17 protein-coding genes are annotated in these 18,471 nt (G+C 72.5%); 9 read left to right on the top strand and 8 right to left on the bottom strand.

What is annotated here, in order from left to right; genetic code table 11:
• Positions 1-485 precede the first annotated feature (485 nt).
• The 3 genes from BLT76_RS21545 to BLT76_RS21535 all read left to right on the top strand — a co-directional run bounded on the left by BLT76_RS21545 (position 486) and on the right by BLT76_RS21535 (position 4,758).
• Positions 486-1,196 (top strand): response regulator transcription factor, encoded by a 711-nt coding sequence (locus BLT76_RS21545; RefSeq protein ID WP_090860363.1) that lies wholly within the window; start codon positions 486-488, stop codon positions 1,194-1,196.
• A 4-nt stretch (positions 1,197-1,200) separates the two neighbouring features.
• Entirely contained in the window at positions 1,201-2,610 is a 1,410-nt protein-coding gene (locus tag BLT76_RS21540; RefSeq protein WP_244509512.1) for a sensor histidine kinase, read from the top strand.
• Positions 2,611-2,697: 87 nt separating this feature from the next.
• Positions 2,698-4,758: a hypothetical protein gene (locus tag BLT76_RS21535; protein ID WP_090860362.1), complete on the top strand. Its 2,061-nt coding sequence runs from the start codon at positions 2,698-2,700 to the stop codon at positions 4,756-4,758.
• A 4-nt stretch (positions 4,759-4,762) separates the two neighbouring features.
• On the opposite strand, the gene BLT76_RS25945 is transcribed toward BLT76_RS21535, so the two are convergent.
• Complete coding sequence (locus BLT76_RS25945) at positions 4,763-5,620, bottom strand: M23 family metallopeptidase (protein ID WP_090860361.1); 858 nt, start codon at positions 5,618-5,620, stop codon at positions 4,763-4,765.
• 161 nt (positions 5,621-5,781) lie between these two features.
• Between BLT76_RS25945 and rocD the strand changes: the two genes are divergently transcribed.
• The gene (rocD, locus tag BLT76_RS21525) at positions 5,782-7,017 is read left to right on the top strand and encodes an ornithine--oxo-acid transaminase (protein WP_090860374.1); all 1,236 of its coding nucleotides are present in this window, start codon (positions 5,782-5,784) and stop codon (positions 7,015-7,017) included.
• Between the two features lie 65 nt (positions 7,018-7,082).
• Here the strand turns inward: rocD and BLT76_RS21520 are convergent, their stop codons facing one another.
• A complete protein-coding gene (locus BLT76_RS21520) occupies positions 7,083-7,685 on the bottom strand; it encodes a TetR/AcrR family transcriptional regulator (RefSeq protein WP_373366990.1) in 603 nt (200 codons plus the stop codon).
• 52 nt (positions 7,686-7,737) lie between these two features.
• Between BLT76_RS21520 and BLT76_RS21515 the strand changes: the two genes are divergently transcribed.
• Together BLT76_RS21515 and BLT76_RS21510 are read left to right on the top strand one after the other, a co-directional pair.
• Positions 7,738-9,267, top strand: a complete 1,530-nt coding sequence (locus BLT76_RS21515; RefSeq protein ID WP_090860359.1) for a flavin-containing monooxygenase — start codon at positions 7,738-7,740, stop codon at positions 9,265-9,267.
• Positions 9,264-10,109, top strand: a complete 846-nt coding sequence (locus tag BLT76_RS21510) for an SDR family NAD(P)-dependent oxidoreductase (RefSeq protein WP_090860358.1) — start codon at positions 9,264-9,266, stop codon at positions 10,107-10,109. The genes BLT76_RS21515 and BLT76_RS21510 overlap by 4 nt, the downstream gene beginning before the upstream one ends.
• A 99-nt stretch (positions 10,110-10,208) precedes the next feature.
• On the opposite strand, the gene BLT76_RS25940 is transcribed toward BLT76_RS21510, so the two are convergent.
• Positions 10,209-10,349 carry a hypothetical protein gene (locus BLT76_RS25940; RefSeq protein ID WP_170867191.1) on the bottom strand — a complete coding sequence of 47 codons (141 nt, stop codon included), beginning with the start codon at positions 10,347-10,349 and terminating at the stop codon, positions 10,209-10,211.
• A gap of 67 nt (positions 10,350-10,416) precedes the next feature.
• Here BLT76_RS25940 and BLT76_RS21505 point away from each other — a divergent pair, with 67 nt between their 5' ends.
• Positions 10,417-10,908 (top strand): DUF402 domain-containing protein, encoded by a 492-nt coding sequence (locus BLT76_RS21505; RefSeq protein WP_170867190.1) that lies wholly within the window; start codon positions 10,417-10,419, stop codon positions 10,906-10,908.
• Here the strand turns inward: BLT76_RS21505 and BLT76_RS21500 are convergent.
• Positions 10,895-12,259: a threonine/serine exporter family protein gene (locus tag BLT76_RS21500; protein WP_090860356.1), complete on the bottom strand. Its 1,365-nt coding sequence runs from the start codon at positions 12,257-12,259 to the stop codon at positions 10,895-10,897. The two genes, BLT76_RS21505 and BLT76_RS21500, sit on opposite strands and share 14 nt — an antisense overlap.
• A 49-nt stretch (positions 12,260-12,308) precedes the next feature.
• Between BLT76_RS21500 and BLT76_RS21495 the strand changes: the two genes are divergently transcribed.
• Positions 12,309-13,436, top strand: a complete 1,128-nt coding sequence (locus tag BLT76_RS21495) for a glutamate--cysteine ligase (protein WP_211753128.1) — start codon at positions 12,309-12,311, stop codon at positions 13,434-13,436.
• Between the two features lie 4 nt (positions 13,437-13,440).
• On the opposite strand, the gene BLT76_RS21490 is transcribed toward BLT76_RS21495, so the two are convergent.
• The 4 genes from BLT76_RS21490 to BLT76_RS21475 form a co-directional block, all read right to left on the bottom strand.
• Positions 13,441-14,520, bottom strand: coding sequence for a DNA polymerase IV (locus BLT76_RS21490; protein ID WP_090860355.1), 1,080 nt, complete (start codon positions 14,518-14,520; stop codon positions 13,441-13,443).
• Positions 14,521-14,528: 8 nt separating this feature from the next.
• Positions 14,529-15,629: an FUSC family protein gene (locus tag BLT76_RS21485; protein WP_090860354.1), complete on the bottom strand. Its 1,101-nt coding sequence runs from the start codon at positions 15,627-15,629 to the stop codon at positions 14,529-14,531.
• Positions 15,630-15,754: 125 nt separating this feature from the next.
• On the bottom strand, positions 15,755-16,078 hold the full coding sequence (locus BLT76_RS21480) for a hypothetical protein (RefSeq protein WP_211753126.1): 324 nt from the start codon (positions 16,076-16,078) through the stop codon (positions 15,755-15,757).
• A gap of 142 nt (positions 16,079-16,220) precedes the next feature.
• Positions 16,221-16,877: an HNH endonuclease family protein gene (locus BLT76_RS21475; RefSeq protein ID WP_090860372.1), complete on the bottom strand. Its 657-nt coding sequence runs from the start codon at positions 16,875-16,877 to the stop codon at positions 16,221-16,223.
• Positions 16,878-17,028: 151 nt separating this feature from the next.
• Here BLT76_RS21475 and BLT76_RS21470 point away from each other — a divergent pair, with 151 nt between their 5' ends.
• Positions 17,029-18,426 carry a WS/DGAT/MGAT family O-acyltransferase gene (locus tag BLT76_RS21470; protein ID WP_090860353.1) on the top strand — a complete coding sequence of 466 codons (1,398 nt, stop codon included), beginning with the start codon at positions 17,029-17,031 and terminating at the stop codon, positions 18,424-18,426.
• Positions 18,427-18,471 lie beyond the last annotated feature (45 nt).

Genomic DNA, 18,471 nt, shown 5'->3' with positions numbered 1-18,471 from the left:
CGTCGGGCGCGGACGAAGGCGAGCACCGCGGGTGCGGTGTCGCAGTCGTCGAGGTCCCGAGCCATGCGCCCATTCTACTCGAACACATTATCGAATGCGAGGGTTGTCCACAGCCTAGTTCGAACGGTCGACCCCAGGTGACCGAAAGCCAGAAGCAGCCTCGTGATGGCCCTTGATCACCGCGGACGGTGAGCCCCCTTCTTTCTGTAAATGTCTTCGAACCGGCCTGGTGCACCGAGCAGACGCCACGGCAGGGGCCGACCTACCGGAGGTCGCTTGTTGGCTGCGGGGGTCTCGACGGGCGCTCAGGACTTCGTCCTTCACTGCTCGACCACCGGAGGGGACCACGGGCGGGGAGGATCGGAGGGGATTGCCGGGGACGACAGAGGACGCCGTACCGGGGCTGTTGGGGCGCTGTGCGAGTCCTGAGATCAGCACAGAGCCGTCACAGGAATCCCACAGGTAGCCTCGCCATCGTGTCCGGCATGGAGCTGACCCGACCCGATGGATCCCCGCTGCGCGTGCTCGTCGTCGACGACGAGGTCAACATCGCCGAGCTCATCTCGATGGCGCTGCGCTACGAGGGCTGGCAGGTGACGACGGCCCACACCGGCACGAAGGCGGTGGCCGCGGCGAAGGAGACACCACCCGACGCGGTGGTGCTGGACATGATGCTGCCTGACTTCGACGGCCTCGAGGTGCTGCGCCGGATGCGTGGGCTGGACCCGGGCCTGCCGGTGGTGTTCCTGACCGCCAAGGACGCGGTCGAGGACCGGGTGGCGGGGCTGACGGCGGGTGGTGACGACTACGTGACCAAGCCGTTCTCGCTGGAGGAGCTGGTCGCCCGGCTGCGCGGCCTGATGCGCCGGGCCGGCGCCCAGCAGGCGGCCGAGTCGTCGGTGCTCAGCGTCGGCGACCTGACCCTGGACGAGGACAGCCACGAGGTCTTCCGCGCCGGCCACGAGATCTCGCTGACGGCGACCGAGTTCGAGCTGCTGCGGTTCCTGATGCGCAACCCCAAGCGGGTGCTGAGCAAGGCGCAGATCCTCGACCGGGTCTGGAACTACGACTTCGGCGGCCAGGCCAACGTGGTCGAGCTCTACATCTCCTACCTGCGCAAGAAGATCGACGCCGGCCGCGACCCGATGATCCACACCATGCGCGGCGCCGGCTACGTGCTGAAGCCGGCGGCCTGAGCTCGTGCTCTCCCGTCCCCGGTCGCTGACGTCGCGGTTGGTCGTGACCGCGGTCGCGCTGGTTGCCCTGGTGTCGCTGCTGATCGGGGCGGCCACCACGGTCGCCATGCGCTCCTACCTCTTCTCCCAGCTCGACGATGAGATCGAGAACGCCAGCAACCGCGTGGCCCTGGTCGACCCGACGCGATTCAACCCCTCGGACCGCAGGGACCCCCCGATCGGCCGAGGTCCCCGGCAGACCAACGGCTCACTGTTCGCCAACGACGTGACCGGCGAGCTCAGCGGGGGCGTCGTCACCGACGACCCCTCTCCGAGCCCACTCTCCGATGCCGTCCTCGACGCCCTCGACGACATCCCGGCTGACGGCCAGGCGCACGCGGTGGAGCTCCCCGGGCTCGGTAGCTATCGGGTGGCGGCCGCCACCAACGCCGACGGGATCACCCAGCTCAACGGGCTCCCCACCTCCGAGGTCGACGACACCGTCTCGTCGCTGATCCAGGTCGAGGCATTGCTGACCGCCCTCGGCGTCGTACTCGCCCTCGGCGCCGGCCTCATCGTCGTACGACGCCAGCTGCGACCACTGCGCGAGGTCGCGGCGACCGCCCACACCGTCGCCGAGCTGCCGCTGGCGGAGGGCGAGATCGACCTGTCCGAGCGGGTGCCCGCCCACCTCACCGACGAGCGGACCGAGGTCGGCCAGGTCGGGTCGGCGCTGAACACGCTGCTCGCCCACGTCGAGGAGTCCCTCTCGGCCCGGCACCGCAGCGAGATGCAGGTGCGGCAGTTCGTCGCCGACGCCTCGCACGAGCTGCGCACCCCGCTCGCGACCATCGCCGGCTACACCGAGCTGGCCCGCCGCCGGCCCGGTGACACCGAGGCCAGCACGATGGCGCTCGGCAAGGTCGAGGAGGAGTCGCGGCGGATGACGGCGCTGGTCGAGGACCTGCTGCTGCTCGCCCGACTGGACGCCGGCCGACCGCTGGAGCGCGAGCCCGTCGACCTGACCCGGCTGCTGCTGGAGGCGGTCTCCGACGCCCGAGTGCTCTCCCCCGGCCACCACTGGCGCCTGGACCTGCCCGAGGAGGAGGTCGAGGTCGTGGGCGACGAGCAGCGACTGCACCAGGTGGTGACCAACCTGCTGACCAACGCCCGCAAATACACCCCCGAGGGCACCACGGTCACCGTCAGCGCCCGCCCGGGCTGCTTCGCGGTGCACGACGACGGGCCTGGCTTCGCGCCGGAGCTGGTCGACCACGCCTTCGAGCGCTTCGCGCGGGGCGACGCCTCGCGGCATCGCGAGGGCGGGGCGGGTCTCGGCCTCGCTCTGGTGCAGGCGATCGTCAGCGCCCACGGCGGCACCGTCTCGCTGACGAGCACGCCCGGGGACACGCGGATCGCCGTACGGCTGGGCTGATCCGGCGAAGTGCCCCCGCGGGCATCGAGAACCTGGCAGCCTGTGCGCACCCCGGCCGACCCACGGCCGCCCCCTGGGGAGCTCTCGTTGCGCCGTGCCCTCACCGTCCTGCTGACCCTCGCCGCCCTGGTGGCCGGCCTGCTGGCCGCGGCCCCGTCGACGGCCCAGGTCGCTGCTGTGGCCGCCGACCCCGGACCTGCCCAGGAACGGTTGAACCGCGGGCGCTACGAGACGGGCACGGTGCCGACCCCGGCCCCCTTCCCGACCGTGGAGCTCAGCCAGAACGGCGTCTTCCACCTCCACGCCGGGATCGTCCACTCCCAGCGGTACGGCGCACGCACCCGCTTCCCCGGCGCTCCCGTCGACTGGTCGCCGGGGCCGCAGTCGGCCTCGGCCGCCAGCGGCAGCGGTGACTACGTGGTGGCGGCCACCGCGCTGACGGCCGGCGCGGCGGTGCAGGTCCGGGTCGAGACGGTCGCCGTGGCGGCGACCACCGCGGTCGACCGGCCCTCCCCGTCCGTCCCGTCGACCGACGGCGCGACGACGCGTCGCCTCGATCTCGCTGCGTCCGGCGACCACGTCTTCCTCGCCGTCGTCCAGGGCAGCGCGGACGGCGCCCGCTCCGCCCACCTCCTCCGCAGCCCGGACCGCGGCCAGACCTGGGAGGCGCCGCTCGACCTGCTCGCGCTCACCGGGCTCGACGCCGAGGGCGGCTTGCCCGTGGTGAGCCTGGCGGCGGAGGGCTCCACCCTGGCGATGGTCGTGGGTGACGCCGACGAAGCCGGTTCGGCACTCGTCAGCGACGACCGGGGCGCGACGTTCGACGCCCCCGTGGATCTCGATGCCCTGGAGGCCACGCCCGGCGCCGTACGACGTCCGGCCGCCGTCGCGACGGACGGCTCGTCGGTCCGGGTCGCGTGGCTGCGGAGCACCTCCGGCTCCGCACCGGTCCTGCTGAGCGCCCTGGTCGGCGCCTCCGGATCGCCGGTGACCGTCCCCACCGCGCCCAGCACCTTCCCCGACGGCGTCGGCACCGAGGTCGTGCTCGCCCACCTCGGTTCGACGTACGCCGTCCAGGTCGAAGGCGGACGACTCTTCTCGCTCGACCCGGACGGCGCCTGGCGCTGGCCGCTGCCCTTCGAGCCCACCGACACCGAGGCCGGCTGCGAGCCGTCCTGTCCGACGATCCTGCCCGCCGCGGTGTACGGCGACCGGCTGGTCCACCGGGATCACGGCTACTTCTCCTACTGGTTCATCGACCGAACGCCCGCCCGGATGACTGTCCAGCAGAATCCCGGCGGCCTGCTCGAGGACTGGCAGACCGTAGTGCTGGAGTTCCAGGACGCCGGTGGGATCGACTCGACCCGGAGTACCTGCCACTTCGACGGCCGACGCCGCGAGTTCCAGCAGAACTGGCCGGGCATCACGTGCTCAGGGCCACCCTCCGTGCGCCCCGGCCGGCACGAGATGACCGCCACCATCGTCGACCTGGCCGGGAACGTGACGACATTCCGGCACGCGTGGACCACCGTCACGCGCAGTCGGGCCCGCTGGGTTCGCAAGCCGCGGCCGGAGAGCATGCCCGGACGCTCCACGGTGCAATGGCGGGTGGCCACCAAGCTCCCGTTGCAGCGCCAGTGGCTGGTCGTGGAGACCACGGAGCGCTCGCGCACCGTTCAGCAGCGGATCCCGGTCTCTCCCGGCCACGGCCAGCGCAGGATCCGCCTGCGCGCGGGCACGCGGATCTGCCTCGGCGTGCAGGCAGTCGGGACCGGCGTAGTCCAGCACTGGCCGGCCCGCACCTGCACGACGGTGCTGACCGACGACGCGCGCGGCATCGCGGGCGGTCGCCGCGTCACCGGCAGCCTGTTCCACCGTGGATCGGCCACCGAGCTCGTCACCGGGAGCGCGGCCACCGCCCGCAAGATCACCCGCGGGAAGGCCCGTTCGTGGCACCTCCGGGTGCTCACCTGTCCGACCTGCGGCGAGCTTCGTGTCGTCGACGGCGAGCGCACCCATCGCTACCGCCTGGACTCACCCCGGCCGCGGATGGTTTCCCTCCGGTGGTCCCCCCGCCGTACCCACCGCACGATCCGGCTCCATGGATCTGGCGGGCGGGTGGTGGTCGACGGGTTCTGGGCGGAGTAGGCACTCAGAGACTGACGCCGTGCTCCTTCAGCACCGCCACCGGGTCGACGGCGTCACCGCCGCCGGCGTGCACCTCGAAGTGCAGGTGCGGTCCGGTGGAGTTGCCGGTCGAGCCGACCAGGCCGACCACCTGGCCGGTGGTCACGGCGTCGGTCGCGGTGACGTCGATACGGGACAGGTGGGCGTACCAGGTGACGGTGCCGTCGGGGTGGGTGATCTCGACCTTGTTGCCGTAGGGCCCCTGCCGGCCGGCGAAGGTGACGATGCCGGCCGTGGCCGCACGCACGTCGGTGCCGGTGGGCGCGGAGAAGTCCTGGCCGGTGTGGATCGACTCCCAGTGCGGGCCGGTCTCGCCGTAGTGGCTCGACAGCCGGCGGTACGACGCCACCGGGAGCACCCAGGTCGCCGAGACCGGGCCCCAGTCCTTCATGGTCTCCCGCGCCAGCGCGGCGAGCTCGCGGGCCGCCCGGCGCTCGCGGCGCAGCTGGGCACGCCGCTCGGCCTTGCGGGCGGCCTTGCGGGCCTGGGCGGCGGTGGTGACCGGAGCGACCGACGGAGCCGCGGCAACCGGAGCAGCGGGCGCCGGCGCGGCCGGGGCGGACGACGACGGTGCGGCCGGGGCCGGCGCCGCGGAGGCCGACTCAGCCGGGGCCGGCGGCTCGTACGACGCCGAGCGCGGGTAGGCGGGTGCGGCTGCCGGCTCGACGTCGTCGACCAGGGCGGCGGCGGGCCGCTCGGCCGCGGGCTGCTCGAGCAGCGGTACGGCGACCTGGGCGGTCGCCGTACCGACGACGACGAGAGCCGCGACGCCGAGGGCGCTGCCGACCAGGCCGGAGGTCCACCACGGGGCGTCAGCGGACACGGAGCGCTTCCTGAACAGGGGTCACGTGGGGCCCTTCGGCGCGCTCGCGCCGGACCTGACCACTTCGCAGGTTCGTGATCCGCCGTCATCTTCGTTAGCCTGGCCCCCAGATTGTCAGACAATCCTGGTGAATGATCCGAGGAGGCGAAACGATGACGGCCATGGCCACCACGACGAGCACGAGCACGCAGCACGAGTCGAGCACCGAGCAGTTCCAGCGCGCGGAGTCGCGCACGGCGCACAACTACCACCCGCTGCCGGTGGTCGTGGAGCACGCCGCCGGCGCCTGGATGACCGATGTCGACGGCACCCGCTTCCTCGACCTCCTCTCGGGCTACTCCGCCCTGAACTTCGGCCACAGCCACCCGGTCCTGCTGCAGGCGGCGCACGCCCAGCTCGACAAGCTGACGCTGACCAGCCGGGCGTTCGTGCACGACCAGTTCGCCGACTTCTGCGCCGCGCTCGGCGACCTGTGCGGCAAGGACCTCGTCCTGCCGATGAACACCGGCGCCGAGGCCGTCGAGACCGCGATCAAGGTGATCCGCAAGTGGGGCTACGAGGTCAAGGGCATCGCCCCCGACCAGGCCGAGATCATCGTCGCGGCCGGCAACTTCCACGGTCGCACCACCACCATCGTCGGCTTCTCCGACGACCCCGACGCCCGCGACAACTTCGGTCCGTTCGCGCCCGGCTTCGTCATGGTCCCGTACGGCGACCTCGCCGCGGTCGAGGCCGCGATCACCGAGAACACCGCGGGCATCATCATCGAGCCGATCCAGGGCGAGGGCGGCGTGGTCATCCCGCCGGACGGCTTCCTGCGCGGCCTGCGCGAGCTGTGCACGCAGCGCGACGTGCTCTTCGCGGCCGACGAGATCCAGGCCGGCCTGGGTCGCACCGGCAAGACCTTCGCCTGCGACCACGAGGACGTCGTCCCGGACCTCTACCTGCTCGGCAAGGCCCTCGGCGGCGGCATCGTGCCGGTCTCCGCGGTCGTGGCGAACCGCGAGATCCTCGGCGTGCTGCGCCCGGGCCAGCACGGCTCGACCTTCGGCGGCAACCCGCTCGCCTGCGCGGTCGGCACCGCCGTCGTCGGCATGCTGGCGACCGACGAGCCCCAGACCCGCGCGGCCGAGCTCGGCGTCGTCCTCCGCGAGCGCCTCGAGGCGATGATCGGCCACGGCGTGCTCGCCGTACGCACCCGCGGCCTGTGGGCCGGCGTCGACATCGACCCGCAGGTCGGGACCGGCCGCGCGGTCTGCGAGAGGCTGATGGCCCGCGGCGTCCTGGCCAAGGACACCCACGGCTCGACCATCCGCCTCGCTCCCCCGCTGGTCGTCTCCGAGGAGGACCTCGTCTGGGGCCTCGACCAGCTCGCCGCGGTCGTCCGCGGCGACTGAGCCCTCGCCGAGTCAGCAGAAGTTGCGGGCCGAGTCAGCACTACTGGTGCTGACTCGGCCCCACGTCAGGGCTGGAGGAGGGTCGCCTCGACGAGGGGGCGGAGGCTGCCGGCGAGGATGCCGATCAGCTCCTCGCGGGTGACGCCGTTCGGCTCGACCTTCCAGGTCAGGACCAGCTCCTCGGTCATGGCCGACCACCCCCGCACGACCAGCCGGACCGCCGGAGTGTCGGGCAGGATCTGGTTGCCCGCGTCCTCCCGGAAGATCCGGTCGGTGAGCGCGGCCCGCGCCTCCTCGTAGATCGCCCGCAGGGCGGCGTTGCCGCTGGCCGCCCCCTTCACCAGCGAGAGGTAGCCCTCGTAGTTGGCCACGACGTAGTCGAGGTAGGCGGCCATCGAGACCAGGAGCCGCTCCTCCGGCTCGCCGTCGACCGGCGGCGCGGTCTGGGCGATCAGGTCGTCGGCGGCCCGTCGTACGACGGCCTCACGGAAGTCGTGCTTGCTCCCGAAGTAGTGGTAGAGCAGCCCGCGCGAGATGCCGGCCTCCTCGGCCAGCAGGTCGATGCTCAGCTCGTCGAGCGACCGGGTCGCCAGCAGGCGCACGCCGAGGTCGAGCAGCTGCTCACGGCGTTCGGCCGGGCTGAGCCGGGTGCGTACGGACTGGGTCACGCTGACCATCCTACCTATTGACAGTCGTTCAATAAGAGGTACGGTCAAATGCATGTCCCTCCCTCCCCGGAACGCGCCCACCCGCGTCGAGCACCTCGTCGTGGGTGCCGGGTTCGCCGGCCTCTGCACCGCGATCAAGCTGCAGGAGGACGGCGAGACCGACTTCCTCGTGGTCGAGAAGGCCGACGACGTCGGCGGCACCTGGCGCGACAACACCTACCCGGGTGCGGCGTGCGACGTCCCGAGCCAGCTCTACTCGTTCTCGTTCGCGCCCAACCCCGACTGGACGACGTCGTTCTCCCAGCAGCCGGAGATCCAGGCCTACCTTCAGCGGGTCGCCCGCGAGGCCGGCGTGCTGGACCGGTTCGCCTTCGGGACCCGTCTCGAGGACGCCCACTGGGACGACGACGCCCACGAGTGGGTGACCGTGCTGTCCGGGGCGGTCGCCGGCGAGGTCCGCTCCCGCACGCTCGTGCTCGGCGCGGGCGCCCTCTCCGAGCCGAAGCTGCCCGACATCGACGGCCTCGACGGGTTCGGCGGGGAGATCTTCCACTCGGCGCGCTGGGACCACTCCGCCGACCTGGCCGGCAAGCGGGTCGCTGTGATCGGCACCGGCGCGTCGGCGATCCAGATCGTCCCGGAGCTGCAGCGGACGGTCGGCCACCTCGACGTCTACCAGCGCACCGCGCCGTGGATCATCCCGCGCGCCGACCGCCGCTACTCCTCGCTCGAGCGCGCCGCCCTGCGCTCGGTCCCCGGCCTGCAGCGGGCCTACCGCACCGGCATCTACCTCGCCCGCGAGAGCTACGTCCCGGCCTTCACGGTCCAGCCCAAGATCGCCTGGCCCGCCAAGCAGCTGGCGCTGGCCAACATCCGCCGCGGCATCGAGGACCCGGCCCTGCGCGCGCGGGTCACGCCGACCTTCGAGCTCGGTTGCAAGCGGGTGCTGATCTCGAACACCTACTACCCCGCGCTCGCCGCCGACAACGCCGAGCTGGTCACCGACGGCATCGCGAAGGTCACCGCCGACGCGGTGGTCACCACCGACGGCACCGAGCGGCCCGTCGACGCGATCGTCGTGGCGACCGGGTTCCACACCACCGACCTGCCGATCGCCGCCCAGGTCACGGGCCGGACGGGTCGGACGATCGCGGAGGTGTGGGACGAGCGCGGCATGTCGGCGTACAAGGGCGCGACCGTCCCGGGCTTTCCCAACCTGTTCTTCGTCGTCGGGCCGAACACCGGGCTCGGCCACTCCTCGATGGTCTTCGTCATCGAGTCCCAGGTCGCCTACCTGCGGGCCGCCGTCCGCGCGATGCGGGAGGAGCGGTACGCCGCGGTCGAGCCGACCGAGTCCGCCACGGACCGGTGGAACGACCGGCTCCAGAAGCGCATGTCCCGCACGGTCTGGAGCACCGGTGGCTGCTCCAGCTGGTACCAGGACAAGCACGGCCGCAACACCACGCTCTGGCCGCGCGCGACCTTCACCATGCGCGCGCAGCTGGCCTCGTTCGACGAGGCCGCCTACACCTGCACCCCGACCCCCACCCGCACCCCGACACGTGAGGACGTGACCGCATGAGGACCCTCGACGGCAAGGTCGTCGTGATCACCGGCGCCGGATCCGGCATCGGCCGGGCCCTGGCCCTGAACGCCGCCGGACGCGGCGCACTGCTGGCCATCTCGGACGTCAACGAGCCCGGCCTGGCCGAGACCGTCGACCTGGTCAAGGCGGCCGGCGCCCGCGAGGTACGGGCCGACACCCTCGACGTCGCCGACCGGGCCGCGATGGCGTCGTACGCCGCCGCGGTGGCCGAGCAGTTCGGCCGGGTCAACGTGGTGGTCAACAACGCCGGCGTCGCGCTCGCGGGCGACTTCACCGACCTCGCGTACGACGACATCGACTGGATCATCGGCATCAACCTGACCGGCGTGCTGAACGGCACGAAGGAGTTCCTGCCGCACCTGATCGCCTCCGGCGACGGTCACCTGGTGAACCTGTCGTCGCTGTTCGGCCTGGTGGCGATGCCCGGCCAGAGCATCTACAACGCCACCAAGTACGCCGTCCGCGGCATGACCGAGGCGATCCGCATCGAGATGCTGGCCGCCGGCCACCCCGTCGGCGTCACCGCGGTGCACCCGGGCGGCATCAAGACCGCGATCGCCCGCAACGCCCGGGTGTCCTCGAAGGAGGACCAGGCCAAGACCGCCCAGCTCTTCGACAAGAAGCTGGCCCGGATGACCCCGGAGAAGGCGGCCTCGATCATCGTCGAGCAGGGCATCCTGGGCGGCAAGGCCCGGGTGCTCGTCGGCCTCGACGCGCACCTGCTGCACCAGTTCGGCCGAGTGCTGGGCTCGCGCTACCAGGACGTGGTCGCGCGGGTGTCCAAGCGGGTCATGCCGGAGAAGGCCAAGATCGTCTGAGGGGGCCGGCCCACAACCGGCGCGATTGCGCTGGTGACGGGCGGGTAGGCCCCATTCCGCCCCGCAACCGGCGCAATTGCGCCGGTTGCGGAACGGGCGTCAGCGCGGCTGCCGCTTGGCGCGGGCCGCCTGGACCTTGGCGACGCCCGCCTTGATGCGGGCCTGGTTCTGGGGCTTACGGGCCTCGTCGTAGACCTTCTTGGCGATTCCGAGGGCCGCGACCTTGCGCATGATGCTCATGCCCACACTTGTACCCGGTAGAAAGAAGCCCGTGCCTCCTCAACCGGGTGATCCCGTTCGCATCGCGATGAGCAAGTGGGGCGACCGCCCGCACTGGGAGTTCGACGCGACCTTCCTGGGCGCGGACGAGCACGGCGACTGGATCGGCGTCCCGGCCGGCACCCACCACGCCCGCCCGGGGGCGCAGTTCGACTCCGAGGTCGACTCGGTGACGCTCGCGCCGCGCGGCAGCCCGTGGTGCGCGACGTTCAACGCACCCGGGAGCTGGTGCACCGTCTATGTCGACATGACCACGCCGCCGTACTGGGACGGCGCGACGCTGCGCGCCGTCGACCTCGACCTCGACGTCATCCGCGGCTCCGACAAGATGGTGTGGGTGGACGACGAGGACGAGTTCGCCGAGCACCAGGTCTCGCTCGGCTACCCGCCCGAGATCGTGATGATCGCCGAGGCTAGCCGCGACGCCGTACGGGACGCCGTACGACGCCAGCAGCCGCCGTTCGACCTCGCGACGCCGCAGGCGTGGCTCCGGCGGGTCGCCGGGCTCAGCCCTCGCTGACCGACCCGCGCCTCGACCGGCGGCTCGACCGGCCGGTCATGGTCCGCACCGGACCGACCAGGCGCGGGCCGGCGAGCCGCGACTCGACCTTGCGGGCCTCGCGCTTGAGCGGCTGGGCGACGTACTCACCGAGGATCACGCCGGAGGAGAGCGCGATCGCGACCGACGCCGCGGTGACCATCGCCAGCAGGCCGGCGGAGGTGTAGGCGCCACCCTCGGCCAGCAGGGTCAGGCCGCGGTAGATCGACAGGCCCGGCAGCATCGGCACCACCGCCGACACCACGACGACCAGCGGAGGCACCCGCATCCGGCCCGCCACGGTGTAGCTGACCAGGCCGACGAAGAGCGCGGCCATCGCGACCGACCAGGTGCGGCCGATGCCGGGGAACTCCACGGACTGCGAGATCCCGATCGCGACCGCCGCGACGATCGCGATCGGCAGCAGGATCCGGCGGGGGGCGTACGACGCGTACGCGAACGCGCCCGCGCAGAGCGCCGACCCGAAGGCCAGCATGGTCGCGCTCTGGAGGTCGCCGCGGCCGGGGTCGAGCTGCGGGATCTCGACGCCGAGGGCGCCCGCGAGGCTGAGACCCCCGCTGACCCCGCCGATGATGCCGGCGGTCGCCAGGATCGCCTCGGTGAGTCGCGCGGTGGCGGTGATGTAGAAGCCGGTGAGGGCGTCCTGGAGCGCGCCCATGAACCCGATGCCGGCCAGCAGCATGATGATGTTGGCGGTGACGACCAGGGAGACGTCCACGTCGAGCGGGGTCGCCGCGGCCGCGAGGGCGATCAGCGTCGCCACCCCGCCGCCGGCGACCTGCTGGTAGAAGGTCGGGATCCGGCGCCGCGAGATCGCCAGCTGCAACCGGTCGATGAGCGCCGAGGCGACGAACGCCAGCGCGACCACCACCGGCCCACCGCCCAGCTGGATCGCCACGCCTGCGCACATCAGGCCCCACGCGAGGGTGATCGCCCAGCGCGGCCGGTCGTGGCCCGAGGAGACGATCCGGGCCAGCGAGGCGCGGGCCTCCTTCAGCGTCACCTCGTCGCGCAGCACCGCCCGGACCAGGTGGTCGACGCGGGTGAGGTGCTCGTAGTCGATCACCCGCTGCCGGACCTGGCGGGTGGCCAGCAGCGGCACCTCCTCGGGGTCCCGCTGCCAGCTCATCGACAGCGAGGTGAAGGTGACGTCGATGTCGGCGTCGCGCAGGCCCAGGTGGTAGGCCACGGTCTGCATGGTGGCCGTCACGTCGGCCGCTCCGGCGCCCGAGGCGAGCAGCAGCTCGCCGACCCGGAGACAGAAGTCGAGCCCGAGGTTGACCTCCCGCACGTCTCCCCTGATCTGCGCCATGGCCGCGATGGTGCCAGACCACCCTGACCACTGTGGAAGGCTGGGGACCGTGCGGATCGACTTCAGGGGATCGCCCGAGCCCACGCTCGGCGTGGAGTGGGAGCTCGCGCTCGTCGACCGCCGCAGCCGTGACCTCCGCAACGACGCCAGCCACCTCTTCGCGCGGGCCAAACCGCGCCTCGCCGAGCCCGAGCGGCTCCACAAGGAGCTGTTGAAGAACACCATCGAGCTGGTCACCGGGGTCTGCCACACCGTCGACGAGGCGATGAGCGACCTGCGCACCACGCTGGGCGCGGCGATCGCGGCCGGCGATGAGCTCGACATCGACCTGTACGGCGCCGGGACCCACCCGTTCGCCGACTGGAGCGGGCAGCAGCTCAGCGAGGGGCACCGCTACGAGGAGCTGATCAACCGCACCCAGTGGTGGGGCCGCCAGATGCTCATCTGGGGCGTGCACGTCCACGTCGGGCTACCCGAGCGCGAGCGGGTGATGCCGGTGCTGTCGGCGCTGCTCAACTGGTACCCGCACCTCCAGGCCCTCTCCGCCTCCTCCCCCGTCTGGGCCGGCGTGGACACCGGCTACGCCTCCAACCGGGCCCTGATGTTCCAGCAGCTCCCGACGGCGGGCCTGCCGTTCCAGTTCGAGACCTGGGCCGAGTTCGAGTCGTTCGCCCACGACCAGATGACGACCGGGGTGATCGACGAGCTCTCGGAGATCCGCTGGGACGTCCGCCCCGCGCCCCACCTGGGCACCATCGAGAACCGGATCTGCGACGGCGTCTCCAGCATCGACGACCTGGCCGCCCTGGTCGCGCTCGTGCACTGCCTGGTCGTCGACCTCGACACCCGGCTGGCCGCCGGCGAGACGCTGCCGACCATGCCGCCGTGGCACGTGCAGGAGAACAAGTGGCGGGCCGCCCGCTACGGCCTCGACGCCATCATCATCCTGGACGCGCAGTCGCAGGAGCGGCTGATCACCGACGACCTGGCCGAGCTGCTCGTCCGGCTGGAACCAGTCGCCGATCGGCTCGGCTGCTCGGCGGAGCTGGCCTCGGTGGCCGACATCCCGCGCCGCGGCGCGTCGTACCAGCGCCAGCGCGCGGTCGCCGCGCGCTCCGGCGGCGACCTGGTGGCGGTCGTCGACTCGGTGGTGCGCGAGCTGCGCGCCAGCCTCTGAGCCGCTACCGCGCGTAGCCGCCGTCGGGCGGCACCATCTCCAGCCGTACGCCGAGGAGCCGCACCGGTCGGTCCCGGTCGCGCTCGTCGAGGCGGTCGAGCAGCGCGACCGCCGCCGCGGCCAGCGTCTCCGGGTCGTTGCTCGCCGCCGGCAGGGTCAGGCTGCGACTGACCGTGAAGAACGGCCGGTAGCGGACCTTCAGCCCCACCCGGGCCGCCGGCCGGCCCTCGCGGTCGATGTCCTCGACCACCCGGCGGGTCAGCACCCGGACCTCCTCGGCGATCCGGTCGGCGTCGACCAGGTCCTCCTGGAAGGTGGTCTCGCGCCCGTGGGCCCGCGGCGTCCACGGGGTCGCGTCGACCGGGCTGGTGTCGGCGCCGCGCCCGAGCCGGTGGTACCAGGGCCCCATCGTCGGGCCCAGCTCCGCCGCCAGCACCCGGGCGTCGGACTCGGCCAGCTGGCGCACCGTCTCGATGCCCAGTGCGGCCAGCTTCTTCTCGGTCTTGGCGCCGATCCCCCACAGCGCCCGGGTGGGCCGCTCCCCCATCACCTCGAACCAGTTCTCGGCGGTGAGCCGGAACGTCCCGCGCGGCTTCCCGAGGTCGGTCGCGACCTTGGCGCGCAGCTTCGTGTCACCGATGCCGACCGAGCAGTGCAGTCGGGTCGCGGCCAGCACCTCCTCGCGGACCCGGTCCGCGAACGCCTGCGGGTCGAGGTCGGCGTCGGGGACCGAGGCGGCCACGAACGCCTCGTCCCAGCCCAGCACCTCGACCACGACCGGGGCACCGCCCCAGGTCAGTGCGCGCAGCGTGTCCATGACCTCGGCCGAGGCGGCGTCGTACGCGTCCTTGTCGACCGGCAGGAAGACCGCATCGGGGCACTTGCGGGCCGCCAGACGAAGCGGCATGCCGGAGCCGACGCCGTGCTCGCGCGCCTCGTACGACGCCGTCGACACCACGCCCCGCTCGCTCGGGTCGCCCCGGCCGCCCACGACCACCGGCCGCCCGGCCAGCTCGGGCCGCCGCAGCACCTCGACCGCCGCGATGAACTGGTCGAGGTCGACGTGCAGGACCCAGGCGGTCATCGCGGGGCTCATCGCGGGGGTGGCGGGAGCGCCTCGGTGGACTCGCGCTGGTCGAGACCGGTGAGCAGCAGGAGGTCGACCACGACCGAGCGCAGCTGGGCCAGCACGACCTCGGCGTTCATCTCGTCGGCGCGCTCGACCCGGCCGGTCGCGTCGCCCACCGCGAGCAGCTCGTCGCGCGCCCCGACGGCCATCCGGTCGGCGGCCAGCTCGTCGGCGACCCGCTCGGCCGCGGCGGCCAGCTCCGTCGCCAGCATCGAGTACGACGACGGCACGGGCCGCCGGTGGTAGGCCGCGACCGCGACCTGCCGGACCAGCACGCGGGTGCTGCGCAGCGCCCGGTCGAGCGGGTCGACCAGCTCGGCCATCCGCCGGATGTTGCCCTTGTGGCGCACCCGGAACGGCGAGGAGGCGACCACGGCCATCCCCTCGTCGGCCGCCGCCTGGAGCTCGCGGATCAGCCCGTCGGTGGACCGGGCGTCGGCCAGCAGCTCCAGCCCGTGCTCGACCTCCCCGTCGACCATCACCTCCCCCGCCGCGCGCAGCAGCCCGGCGATCTTGCGCATCACCACGGCCGCCTGCTCGCGCGGTCGCCGCAACGGCGCGGCCGGTACGACGGTCGCCGCGACCAGTGCGACCGCTCCGCCGATGACCGCATCGGTCCAGCGCGTGAACGCGGCGTCGGGCTCCGGGACGAGGGTGCTGACGATGATCGACTGCACCGCGGCCTGGGTGACCAGCAGCTGGCCGCCGTCGAGCAGGAAGGCGCTGGACATCGCGAGCCCGACGATCAAGGCGATCTGCCACCCGCCGGTGCCGAGCTCGAGCACCAGCAGGTCGGCGATGAGCACCCCGACCGCGACCCCGACGGTGATCTCGGCGACCCGGCGCAGCCGCTGGCCGTACGACGTGCCGAGCGCGACCACGGCCGCCACCGGCGCGAAGAACGGCGTCGGGTGGTCGAACAGGTCGGCCGCGACGACCCAGGCGACGCCGGCCGCGATCGCGCACTGGGCGATCTGCCAGCGCTTCGAGCTCAGCCGGGCGATGCGGGCCCGGACCGACAGCCGGCTGCGGCTCCACATCCGGTCGAGCGGTCCGGCCTCCATGGGGTGATGGTCCCACGGGACTCAGGTCGCCTGTCGGCTCACCGGGTTTCGACACGGTTGCTGCGCAACCTGCTCAACCACCGGTGCGGCACGTTGCTGCGCAACCTGCTCAACCACCGGTTGGGTCAGGAGGCGTGGGCCCAGTCGAGGGCCTGCTGCAGGTCGCCGAGGTCTCGGTACCAGACCCGGACCTCGGTGCGGCAGCGGACCCGGGCGACGCGGGTGTCGTACTCGCCGCACTCGGCCCGGGCCTCGGAGTCGGTCGGCGGGTAGAGCGCGGAGCCGTCGTAGTGGTGGATCTCGAAGCCGTTGGCGGCGTCGCCGGTGATCTCGACGATGGTGTCGGGCGCGGGCGCCTGGGCGGTGCTGCTGCTGGCAGGCAGGCTGACGCCGAGCAGGAGCAGGACCGCACAGCCGGCGGCGGCGAGCAGGGCGAGGAGCTTGGACATGGGTGGACCCCCGAGGGTGACGGGCCGGCGAGTTCCGGCGTACCGACGACGCTAGGGACGAGCGGGGACGCGGGACGGTGGCGCCGGCGTACCTGGGGAGAACCCGTGCGGGAGAGCCGCCTGTGGACGGTCAGCGGGCCGGTCAGCGGGCCAACGTCACCGTGATCGTCACGTCGCTGCACCCGGAGGCCAGCGAGGTCAGCGCCGAGCGCTCGGCGGTGTCGACGGCGAGCCCCCACCGGTGCTTCACCGCGACCCACTCCTCCAGGTAGCGGCACTGCTGCAGCTCCGGCAGCCACTCCGCCGGGTCCTGGTCGCCCTTGGCCTGGTTGACGCTGTCGGTGACCCCGACCAGCGTGCGCCGGTCGTCGAGGTCGTTGGCGTAGGACTCCCGATCGGCCGACGACCAGCCGCTCGCCCCGGAGTCCCAGGCCTCCGCCAGCGGGACCATGTGGTCGATGTCGACGTCGCCGGTGGCCGTCCAGGACTCGCCGTCGTAGTAGGAGTACCAGCGCCCGCCCGACAGCGAGCAGCCCGAGCCCACGGTCACCGGGTCGTCGGCCTCCTCGATCAGCACCTCGTTGCGGGTGCTGCAGCCGTCGCCGTCGGCGTCGACCCAGTGGTTGAACAGGTCGCGCGAGTAGCCGGTGCGGTCCTCGGTGGCCCCGGGCAGGTCGGCGATGGCGGTGGACAGCGGGGCGGAGTAGTCGGCCGCGTGCGCGGGAGCCGGTACGGCGACCAGCACGACGGGCACGACAGCGGCGGAGACGGCGGCGGACAGCAGGCGGCGGATCGTCATGCGACGACCCTGGGCCGGGCCGCGCAGCACCGACAAGACCTCCCGCGAAGGACGAGGGAAACCCCGCAGAGCGTGTCCGGCTTGTGGCCGGCGTCACCATTGGCGAGAGTTGCCCCCTCACCACCCGGCGTCATCCTGCGAAAGGCCCTCCGTGGTCACACCGATCGACCCCACCTCGGCCGCGTTCCTGCTCGCCGAGAACCGCAGCCAGCCGATGCACGTCGGCGGACTCCAGCTGTTCGAGAAGCCGGACGGGGCCGGGCGCGACTACACGCGGCTGATGTACGAGGCGATGCGCGACGAGGCCGAGATCAGCCCGCTGTTCATCAAGCACCCCTACCGCTCGCTGTCGACCGCCGGCCAGCTGGTGTGGCGCGAGGACGAGCAGTTCGACATCGAGCACCACGTCCGGCACGCCGCGCTGCCCAAGCCGGGCCGGATCCGCGAGCTGCTCGAGCTGTGCGGCCGGATGCACGGCACCCGGCTGGCCTGGGAGCGCCCGCTGTGGGAGTCGACGGTGATCGAGGGCCTCCGCGACGGCCGGGTCGCCTGGTACACCAAGTCTCACCACGCCCTGGTCGACGGCGTCTCCGCGATGCGTCTGATGCAGAGCGTGCTGAGCACCGACCCCGACCAGCGGCAGATGCCGGCGCCGTGGGGCGCCCGCCCTGCGCGCAGCCCCCGGACGACGGACCTCGCGGAGGTCCCGCAGGACCTGTTCCGGCACGCGCTCTCGACCGGCATGGGCCTGACCGCCGAAGCGGCCGGTCTGCCCGGCGCGCTGATCAAGACCCTCAACAAGGGCATCCGCAACGAGACCTCGGCCGTGTCCTTCCACGCCCCGCGGACCATCTTCAACCAGCGGATCACCGGCTCGCGCCGCTTCGCCGCCCAGGACTGGCCGATCGCCCGGCTGCGCGCGATCGGCAAGGCGGGCGGCGCGACCATCAACGACGTGGTGCTGGCGATGTGCTCGGGCGCCGTGCGGCAGTACCTCCTCGAGATCAGCGCCCTCCCCGAGACGCCGCTGGTCGCGATGGTCCCGATCGGCCTCAACGCCAAGCAGTCGCACGTCGCGTCGGCCGACGGTGGCAACGCCATCGGCGCCATCATGTGCCGCCTGGGCACCGACCTCGCCGACCCCGCCGACCGGCTGGCCGAGATCAGCCGCTCGATGAGCACCGGCAAGGACGCCCTGTCGAGCATGACCCCGCTGCAGATCGTCGCGATGAGCGCGCTCGGTCAGGCCCCCGCGATCCTGCCGCCGCTGCTGCGGCTGCAGGGGATCGTGCGGTCGCCGTACAACCTGATCATCAGCAACGTGCCCGGCCCGCGCACCACCCATTACTGGAACGGCGCCAAGCTGGTCGGCACCTACCCGTTGTCGATCCCGATCAACGGCATGGCGCTCAACATCACCTGCACGTCGTACGACCAGAAGATGGGCTTCGGGCTGACCGGCTGCCGTCGTACCGTCCCGCACCTGCAGCGGCTGCTCGGCCACCTCGACGCCGAGGTCGCGGCGCTGGAGAAGGCGGTCGGGGTCTAGGGTCCGGCGCTCTGCTCCGGCCGTCGCGAGCGTCGTGTCCGGGAG

The sequence above is a fragment of the Nocardioides lianchengensis genome (assembly GCF_900101465.1).
GTDB lineage: Bacteria > Actinomycetota > Actinomycetes > Propionibacteriales > Nocardioidaceae > Nocardioides > Nocardioides lianchengensis.
This window is presented reverse-complemented; position numbering and strand designations above follow the sequence as displayed.

What these genes read in the sequence shown, in the direction of transcription:
- BLT76_RS21545 (WP_090860363.1), top strand. Translation starts at nt 486, where the DNA reads ATGGAGCTGACCCGACCCGATGGATCCCCGCTGCGCGTGCTCGTCGTC.
- rocD (WP_090860374.1), top strand. Translation starts at nt 5,782, where the DNA reads ATGGCCACCACGACGAGCACGAGCACGCAGCACGAGTCGAGCACCGAG.
- BLT76_RS21515 (WP_090860359.1), top strand. Translation starts at nt 7,738, where the DNA reads ATGTCCCTCCCTCCCCGGAACGCGCCCACCCGCGTCGAGCACCTCGTC.
- BLT76_RS21510 (WP_090860358.1), top strand. Translation starts at nt 9,264, where the DNA reads ATGAGGACCCTCGACGGCAAGGTCGTCGTGATCACCGGCGCCGGATCC.
- BLT76_RS25940 (WP_170867191.1), bottom strand. Translation starts at nt 10,349, where the DNA reads ATGAGCATCATGCGCAAGGTCGCGGCCCTCGGAATCGCCAAGAAGGTC.
- BLT76_RS21505 (WP_170867190.1), top strand. Translation starts at nt 10,417, where the DNA reads ATGAGCAAGTGGGGCGACCGCCCGCACTGGGAGTTCGACGCGACCTTC.
- BLT76_RS21500 (WP_090860356.1), bottom strand. Translation starts at nt 12,259, where the DNA reads ATGGCGCAGATCAGGGGAGACGTGCGGGAGGTCAACCTCGGGCTCGAC.
- BLT76_RS21490 (WP_090860355.1), bottom strand. Translation starts at nt 14,520, where the DNA reads ATGACCGCCTGGGTCCTGCACGTCGACCTCGACCAGTTCATCGCGGCG.
- BLT76_RS21485 (WP_090860354.1), bottom strand. Translation starts at nt 15,629, where the DNA reads ATGGAGGCCGGACCGCTCGACCGGATGTGGAGCCGCAGCCGGCTGTCG.
- BLT76_RS21480 (WP_211753126.1), bottom strand. Translation starts at nt 16,078, where the DNA reads ATGTCCAAGCTCCTCGCCCTGCTCGCCGCCGCCGGCTGTGCGGTCCTG.
- BLT76_RS21475 (WP_090860372.1), bottom strand. Translation starts at nt 16,877, where the DNA reads ATGACGATCCGCCGCCTGCTGTCCGCCGCCGTCTCCGCCGCTGTCGTG.